General features: G+C 58.7%; 7 protein-coding genes, 1 tRNA gene and 1 riboswitch. Of the genes, 4 read left to right on the top strand and 4 right to left on the bottom strand.

Annotated features, from left to right (window positions below; genetic code table 11):
* Positions 1-119 precede the first annotated feature (119 nt).
* Positions 120-896, bottom strand: coding sequence for a hypothetical protein (locus NI20_RS0101000; RefSeq protein WP_033119606.1), 777 nt, complete (start codon positions 894-896; stop codon positions 120-122).
* Positions 897-1,103: 207 nt separating this feature from the next.
* Here NI20_RS0101000 and dut point away from each other — a divergent pair, with 207 nt between their 5' ends.
* On the top strand, positions 1,104-1,547 hold the full coding sequence (dut, locus tag NI20_RS0100995; RefSeq protein WP_033119605.1) for a dUTP diphosphatase: 444 nt from the start codon (positions 1,104-1,106) through the stop codon (positions 1,545-1,547).
* A 1-nt stretch (position 1,548) separates the two neighbouring features.
* Here the strand turns inward: dut and ymfI are convergent, their stop codons facing one another.
* Positions 1,549-2,283: an elongation factor P 5-aminopentanone reductase gene (gene ymfI, locus NI20_RS0100990; protein ID WP_033119604.1), complete on the bottom strand. Its 735-nt coding sequence runs from the start codon at positions 2,281-2,283 to the stop codon at positions 1,549-1,551.
* Positions 2,284-2,416: 133 nt separating this feature from the next.
* Positions 2,417-3,127 carry a DUF554 domain-containing protein gene (locus tag NI20_RS0100985; protein WP_033119603.1) on the bottom strand — a complete coding sequence of 237 codons (711 nt, stop codon included), beginning with the start codon at positions 3,125-3,127 and terminating at the stop codon, positions 2,417-2,419.
* A gap of 293 nt (positions 3,128-3,420) precedes the next feature.
* Here NI20_RS0100985 and NI20_RS0100980 point away from each other — a divergent pair, with 293 nt between their 5' ends.
* Positions 3,421-3,684, top strand: a complete 264-nt coding sequence (locus NI20_RS0100980) for a hypothetical protein (protein WP_033119602.1) — start codon at positions 3,421-3,423, stop codon at positions 3,682-3,684.
* 331 nt (positions 3,685-4,015) lie between these two features.
* On the opposite strand, the gene NI20_RS0100975 is transcribed toward NI20_RS0100980, so the two are convergent.
* Positions 4,016-4,089, bottom strand: a tRNA-Gly gene (locus NI20_RS0100975).
* 105 nt (positions 4,090-4,194) lie between these two features.
* Between NI20_RS0100975 and NI20_RS0100970 the strand changes: the two genes are divergently transcribed.
* Both NI20_RS0100970 and NI20_RS0100965 read left to right on the top strand, forming a co-directional pair.
* Positions 4,195-5,328, top strand: a complete 1,134-nt coding sequence (locus tag NI20_RS0100970; protein WP_033119601.1) for a D-alanyl-D-alanine carboxypeptidase family protein — start codon at positions 4,195-4,197, stop codon at positions 5,326-5,328.
* A gap of 142 nt (positions 5,329-5,470) precedes the next feature.
* Positions 5,471-5,645, top strand: a riboswitch (Lysine riboswitch).
* Positions 5,646-5,768: 123 nt separating this feature from the next.
* Positions 5,769-7,307, top strand: coding sequence for a Na+/H+ antiporter NhaC family protein (locus NI20_RS0100965; protein WP_033119600.1), 1,539 nt, complete (start codon positions 5,769-5,771; stop codon positions 7,305-7,307).
* Positions 7,308-7,421: the final 114 nt, after the last annotated feature.

Below are 7,421 nucleotides of genomic sequence, written 5' to 3'. Positions count from 1 at the left end.
TGCCGCCTGCAATTCACAGACAGCAAGCCCTTTCAGCTGCTTGAACAATTTTTACTTCAGAATATTGTCTAACTTTTTGGGGTCACTTCACAAATAGACTCGCCTTCCTTTTGATTTCTTTACATCATTTTCACCGTGTAGTACACCGCGAGGAGGAATGTGCCAATCGCCAGCACCCAGAGACCGTAGTAGGCGATGCTGCTGACGGCGAGCGCCGCCACGATGGCCAGTGCGCACACGGCGAGCACAGCGTAAATGAGCTTATAGTCGCCGTCCTGCGACACGATACGAAGATCGCCGAGCTTCTTAAGCTTGCCGTCGTTCTTGCCCGCCTTGAAAACAGCGACACCAAGCACCGCGACCACGCAGATCGCGAGGATGCTGCATCCGGTGACGATGCCGCCCCACGTGTCGCTCCCGCTGCCGCGGTGGATGAGGTACATCGCCATCAGCGACGCCGTCAGGCCCACGGCCTGCACGGAAAACTCACGCGGATAGAGCAGGAACACGATGCCGATGAGCATCACGACCGGCACGATCACGCACATCATCGTCGTGCCCTGCGGGTAGACCTTGAGCATCAGGATCGACGACACGGCGAAGAAAAAGCCGATGCATAAGAGCCACGGCGCGGCGGGCGCGAAGCGCGTCCACTTTTTGCGCATCAGCCAGACGACAAGGCCCGCGCCGAACAGCGCGCAGCCGATGTAGTCGATGACCTGAAGCACAGTCATCATCGTGAGCACCTGACCGACGCCGCCTTTGACATAGTAGTTGTTCACCATCAAAAGATAAAATTCAGCAATGACGCCGGCCATGAGCACCGTGATCGCACGATTGACGTTGCGATTGCTTCTGGCCATGCGTTCTGCCCGCTTATCGTTGTTTTTTGCCATCTATCCGAGCCTCCAAAAAAGGTTATCGTTTTGTAAGCGCCTGCATCAGGCGGAAACATTACATCGTAGTATAATAGCAGAACTCCCCCCGTTTGGCAAGGGAAAATTCTTATTCTTATGCCAGATCCTCCCTTTTTGCACCGTGCTTGCTTTTCTTTTGCGCAGGCTTTATAATGTTTCGCATGCAAAAAAAGGAGGTTTTCCCCCATGTCCAACGTTTCGATCAAACTGCTGCGCGAGGGCGCAAAGCTCCCCACGCGCGGCTCCGCTTTCGCCGCCGGCTATGACCTTTACGCCTGCCTGGACGGCGACAAAGAGCTCATCATCCCGCCGCACGCGACGGCTATGCTGCCGACCGGTCTTTCCTTTGCCCTACCGGAGGGCACGTTCGGCGCAGTCGTTGCCAGAAGCGGCTTAGCTTCCAAGCAAGGCCTCCGTCCGGCAAACTGCCTCGGCGTCATCGACAGTGACTACCGCGGCGAATGCTTCGTCGCCCTGCACAACGACAGCAACGAAGAGCGCACCGTGCGACACGGTGACCGCGTCGCCCAGCTCGTGCTGCTGCCGTTTCTGCCGATGGAATTTGAGCAGGTCGACACCCTTCCCGAGACCGTGCGCGGCGAGGGGGGCTTTGGCAGCACAGGGCGCTGACTCAGAGCACGAACGCCCCGTCCACCGCGAGCACCTGGCCCGTGACGAACGACGCCTTGTCAGACGCGAGATACGCGACCGCCGCGGCGATGTCCTCGGGCTTGCCGAGGCGGCCGAGCGGCGTTTGCTCGGCAAGGTCCTTGAGCGTTTCCTCGCCCAGTACCTTGACCATATCGGTCTCGATGACGCCGGGGGCAACGCAGTTGACGCGGATGCCGCTCGGCGCCAGCTCCATCGCGAGCGAGCGCGTCAGGCCGATGAGCGCGTGCTTCGTGCAGGAATACGTCACCTCGCACGACGCGCCGTGCTGGCCCCAGATCGACGAAATGTTCACGATGGAGCCGCTCTTTTCGTGCAGCATGTTCGGCAGCACCGCCTGAATGGTGTTGCGCGCACCGTTTAAGTTCACGCCGAAATAGCGCTCCCACATCTCGTCCGTCACATCCTGAAAGAGCGCCTGACCGGCGACGCCCGCGTTGTTCACGAGCAGCGTGATCTTACCGAGCTCACGCTCGCACTGCGCGACCATGGCGTTCACCTCGCTGCGCTTTGACACGTCCGCCTGCACGGCGATGGCCTCGCGGCCTTCGGCGCGCAGCAGCGCGACAAGCTCGTCGGCCTTGTCCTTTCGTTCATAGTAATTGATGCACACGGCATAGCCGTCCCGCGCGAGCTCCGCCGCGACCGCGCGGCCGATGCCGCGGGACGAGCCGGTGACCAATGCGACCTTTTTCATGTGTTTGCCTCCGTCTGTTGTCAATGATCTGTTTCATTATAATTTACATAACGCAAAAATGCAAGCACCGCCGCCTTTTTGGGCAACGGTGCTTTTTTCCATGCGCTCAGAGAAGCGGCGCGATGTAATTGGTCTACAGGGCGCTCAGCGGCATCACAAGCACCATCGCCGGGATCATGTCCGCCACGGGGAAGTCCTGCATCTTGGCGATGCGGCAGCCCGTTGCGATGAGCAGAAAGCCGCCGCAGGCCTTGAAGTCGCCGATCATCGGCGTCGTCGTGAGCGGATAGATCGCCTTGGCGGCGAAAAACAGCGCAAAAAACACCGCCGCCTGCGGCACCGCCACGAGCGATGTCACCGCGCCCAAATTGCAGGCAAAGACCATCGCCGTGAAAAAGTCCAAAATCGACTTGCTCAAAATCACCGTCGCGTTTCCCGTCATGCCCGCGTCAAGGCAGCCGTAAATGCCCGTGCCGCTCGAGCAGAAGAGCACGATGGCCGTCACCAGAAGCGAGAGGTATTCCTCGCGCGGAAGGCCGTCCTCGTCGTCCCCGTTTCTCTCGCCGAGGAGCTTGCCGATGGGCTTTTCCATCAGTTCGCCGCTGCGGCTGATCCACTCGCCCAGATGGCACGCAAGGCCGAGCGCCGTGCCCGCCACGACGGCCAGGATCACCGCGGGCATGTTCTGCATCAGCGGCACTGAGCTGATACCCATGCCGATGGCGCACACGCCGAACACCTTGTTGAGCTCCGTCGTAAAGCGGGTGGAGAGCTTCTTGCTGAACACCGTTCCCAAAACGCCGCCCAGCGCCACCGCCAGCACGTTGACGATCACACCGATCATTTTTCTTTTCTCCTGACACACAAACACAAAAAGCCGCCGAACCGGGCTTCCCCTGTTCGGCGGCGCTCTTGATCTTGTATTAAGATAACGCAAATTTTTTCGCCTGTAAAGATTTTTCCGCAGTTTTCCTCTGATCGTGGAAACTTTTTCTCTTTTTCTGTGACTTGTATTTTAGAGGGTGCAGCAGAGATAGGCGCATTCCCCTCCGCCCTCTTGACCCCCCATTTAAACATTTCGTATACTAAAAGCGAGCATTTTCCCCTACTTAAAGAGAGATAATAAGGAGAGAGCCCATGAGTAACCTGACAAGTAAAATCACGGATACCTATTTTCCCAAGGACGAACAGCACTTTTTCAAGCTTTTCCTGCGCTTCCTGCTGGTAACCTTCGGCGGCGCAGCCTTCATCCAAATCGCCGGAAGCTTTTCCCTCTTCTATTTCGGCGAATTCACCGACCTCGTCTGTGCCATCCTATACGCCACCGCCATTTTCACCTGCATTCTGACCGGCAAAAGCAAGCCCTCGTCGTCCAAAGGCGATACCTTTGCCGAAAAATAATCATCGTGTTTTGCCCCGCGCTATCAATCGGCGCAGCATTCATCATCATTAGAACTGCACCCCATCGCGAATTGCCCGACAGGGCAAGAGCGCCCCGCAGTCTCAATCGACGCAGCACTCCATCGCGCATTGCCGCTCCGCAGCAACAGCGCTGCGCACCACCAATCGGCGCAGGCACTCCTACCCACTCCGTCCTCTTCGGCGCTTTTGCGCCGTAAAATGCTTTTGCTGCGCAAAAGCATTTGCGCAGGGTGAATTCACTTCCGCCGAGCATTTTAATGTCCCACGGATTCCAAAAAATAAGAGACGCCCTTCGGCGTCTCTTATTTTTTGGAGCAGGGTACGGGAGTCGAACCCGCCTTAACGGCTTGGGAAGCCGCTGTAATACCGATATACCAACCCTGCGAACAGATGGAGTATATCATATTCTTCGTGTCATTTCAAGGCGAAATATTCATGTTGTCGCTGATTCTTTCATATTCTTTGCCAAACGAAGAAAGGAGCTCCGCCATGAAACGAATGTTCCCGATGATCCTGCTGTTCGCGCTGCTTTTGTGCGTGCCCGTGCGCGCCGACGAGCTCACGCTCGACGCCCCCTCCGCTCTCTTGATGGAAAAGCAGACCGGCACGGTGCTCTTTGCCAAGGATGAACACACGCCGCGCGAGCCCGCGAGCGTGACGAAGGTGATGACGCTGCTGCTCACGATGGAGGCCATCGACTCCGGCGCACTCTCGTATGACGACACCGTCACAGGCAGCGCGCACGCCGCATCGATGGGCGGCAGCCAGATCTGGCTCAAAGAGGGCGAGCAGATGCGCGTCGAAGACCTCATCAAGGCCGTGTGCGTCGTCTCCGGCAACGACGCGGCCGTCGCGCTCGGCGAGCACCTGGCGGGCAGCGAGGAGGCTTTCGTCGCGCGCATGAACGAGCGAGCCAAAGAGCTCGGCATGAACGACACGCACTTTGTCAACTGCACGGGCCTGCCCGCGGAGGGGCATGTCACCTCGGCCTACGACATCGCGCTCATGTCGCGCGAGCTCATTTGGCGCCACCCCGACATCCGCCGCTTTACGACGATCTGGATGGACTCGCTGCGCGACGGGGTGTCCATGCTCGTCAACACCAACAAGCTCGTGCGCTTTTACCCCGGCGCAACGGGACTCAAGACCGGCTCGACCGATTCGGCCAAATACTGCATCAGCGCAACCGCGGAGAAGGACGGCATGGAGCTCATCGCGGTCATCCTGGGCGGCAGCACGAGTGACAAGCGCTTTTCCGATGCCAAAGCGCTTTTGAATTACGGCTTTGCGGCGTACTCGCTCGTCACCGTCACTCCCGAATCGCCGCTGCCCGCCGTGCCCGTGACGCTCGGCACGCAGAAGACGGTGCAGAGCGTTCTGACGAGTGAAAACGCCCTGCTTCTCGAAAAGAGCCGCGCAAACGGCCTGACGCAGGCCGTCTCGCTGCCCGAGAGCATTGATGCGCCCGTCGAGGAGGGCGAGCCGCTCGGCACGCTCGACATTTTCGACGCAAACGGCACACCGGTCGCATCGCTTCCGCTGCTCGCGGGCGAGAGCATACCGCACCTCACGTGGAGCGAGCTTTTCTGCCGCCTGCTCAAGCTCGCCTACTGCGGGGCGTAAGCTCTCTCTGTTTTCCACAAAAATCGTTCCGAAATTCCTCCGTTTTACGATCATACGTATAATTTTTAGCCATTTTTCGGCAAAACATGCTTTTCTTGCTTGACAGAATCGGAAAAAGGTGTATACTGCAAGCAATTTCATAAGTCTTGATAGAGGCGCGGCTGACATGAGTAGCTCCCGGCAAAACGGCAGGAGACCATGGGGTGCGAAAGGGGACGCCGCCGAAGGGTCGATGAAATCCCTGTTTTGTCGATACTTGGGTCGTCGGGAAATACCCGGCGGACTGTCGTCCGGAAGGACGGAGTGCTGTCATGATCGACGCGATCACGAGCCTTGATGTGTTTTACATCGGTTGTTTGATGTTTTTGTGTTAAGTCATGATGGAAATCATGGCTTAATTTTTTTGCTCTGTGTTTGCGGCACAGGAAAGGAGAAACATCATGCAATTTGTCGGAACCTTCTGGGCACTCGTGCCCCCCATCATCGCCATCACGCTGGCGCTGATCACCAAGGAGGCGTACTCGTCTCTCTTTATCGGCGTCGTGATCGGCGCGCTCTTCGCCTGCGACTTTGCCCCCGTCGCCACGATCGACATGATCGTCAACGATGGCATCATCGCTGCGATCGCGGACAACGCGGGCATCTTTCTCTTCCTTGTCCTGCTCGGCATCATCGTGGCGCTTGTCAACTTAGCAGGCGGCAGCGCGGCCTTTGGCCGCTGGGCGGAAAAGAACATCCACACCCGCGTGGGCGCGCAGCTTGCGACGTTCATCCTCGGCATCCTCATTTTCATCGACGACTACTTTAACTGCCTGACTGTGGGCTCGGTCATGCGTCCGGTGACCGACCGCCACCATATCTCTCGTCCCAAGCTCGCCTACCTCATCGACGCCACTGCCGCTCCCGTGTGCATGATCGCGCCGATCTCGTCCTGGGCGGCCGCCGTGTCCTCCACGGCCGAAGACCTCGACACCGGCATTTCCGGCATCCAGCTCTTCATCCGAGCCATTCCCTATAACTTCTATTCCCTTCTGACATTCGTCTTCATCATCACGCTCACGCTGCTCAAGTTCGACTACGGCCCGATGCGCGGGTTTGAAGAGCGCGCCCGCAATACGGGTGACCTCTCCGGCAGCGCCGGCAGCACCGAGGAGAACGCCAACCCCAAGGGCCGCGTCATCGACCTTGTCATTCCCGTCATTATGCTCATCATCCTCTGCACCATCGGCATGCTCTACGTCGGCGGCTTCTTCGGCGCTGACACGTCCGGCTGCACCGATTACGCCGGCGACTTCATCGGTGCGTTCGGCAACACGGACGCGTTCGTCGGCCTCCCCTGGGGCGGCATCATCGCGCTGGTGCTCACGGTCATCTACCTCGTCGCCCGCCGCGTCGTCGGCTTCCGCGAGGCTATGGGCTGCATCCCCAAGGGCTTCCAGGCCATGATCTCCCCGATCATCATCCTGACACTGGCCGTCTCCCTCAAGACCACGCTCAACGCGCTGGGTGCCGCAGACTATGTGCACGATCTGATGTACGCTGCCTCTGAGGGCCTTTACAATATGCTGCCCGCCGTCATCTTCCTTGTCGCGTGCGTGCTGGCCTTTGCCTCCGGCACGTCCTGGGGCACGTTCGGCATCCTGATCCCCATTGTCACGGCCATCTTCCCCAGCGACAGCGCGCTGCTCTACATCGGCATTTCCGCCTGCTGCGCGGGCGCCGTGTGCGGCGACCACTGCTCCCCCATCTCCGACACGACCATCATGTCCTCCGCCGGTGCGCAGGTGGAGCATGTCAACCACGTCGCCACGCAGCTGCCCTATGCCATCACCGTCGCGTGCCTGAGCTTTGTGTGCTTTGTGCTCGCGGGCTTTATCCAGAACTGGATCGTCTGCCTCGCCATCGGCGTCGTGCTGACGGTCGGCACGCTCTTCGCCATTCGCAATGTCGAGGCGCAGAAGGCGCGCATTAAGGATTAACTTGCTCTCCACTCTCTTTTCTCTCATAGGAACGGGGCGAACCGGTCGGTTCGCCCCGTTCCCCCTTATATTCTCCGCTTTGCAATCCCTAAAAAGCATGGTATACTGAGTATA

The sequence above is a fragment of the Oscillibacter sp. ER4 genome (genome assembly GCF_000765235.1).
In the GTDB taxonomy this organism is placed as follows: Bacteria; Bacillota; Clostridia; order Oscillospirales; family Oscillospiraceae; genus Hominicoprocola; species Hominicoprocola fusiformis.
This window is presented reverse-complemented; position numbering and strand designations above follow the sequence as displayed.

Coding starts and splice junctions, on each gene's coding strand:
- NI20_RS0100970 (WP_033119601.1), top strand. CDS start 4,195: ATGAAACGAATGTTCCCGATGATCCTGCTGTTCGCGCTGCTTTTGTGC.
- NI20_RS0100965 (WP_033119600.1), top strand. CDS start 5,769: ATGCAATTTGTCGGAACCTTCTGGGCACTCGTGCCCCCCATCATCGCC.
- NI20_RS0101000 (WP_033119606.1), bottom strand. CDS start 896: ATGGCAAAAAACAACGATAAGCGGGCAGAACGCATGGCCAGAAGCAAT.
- NI20_RS0100980 (WP_033119602.1), top strand. CDS start 3,421: ATGAGTAACCTGACAAGTAAAATCACGGATACCTATTTTCCCAAGGAC.
- ymfI (WP_033119604.1), bottom strand. CDS start 2,283: ATGAAAAAGGTCGCATTGGTCACCGGCTCGTCCCGCGGCATCGGCCGC.
- dut (WP_033119605.1), top strand. CDS start 1,104: ATGTCCAACGTTTCGATCAAACTGCTGCGCGAGGGCGCAAAGCTCCCC.
- NI20_RS0100985 (WP_033119603.1), bottom strand. CDS start 3,127: ATGATCGGTGTGATCGTCAACGTGCTGGCGGTGGCGCTGGGCGGCGTT.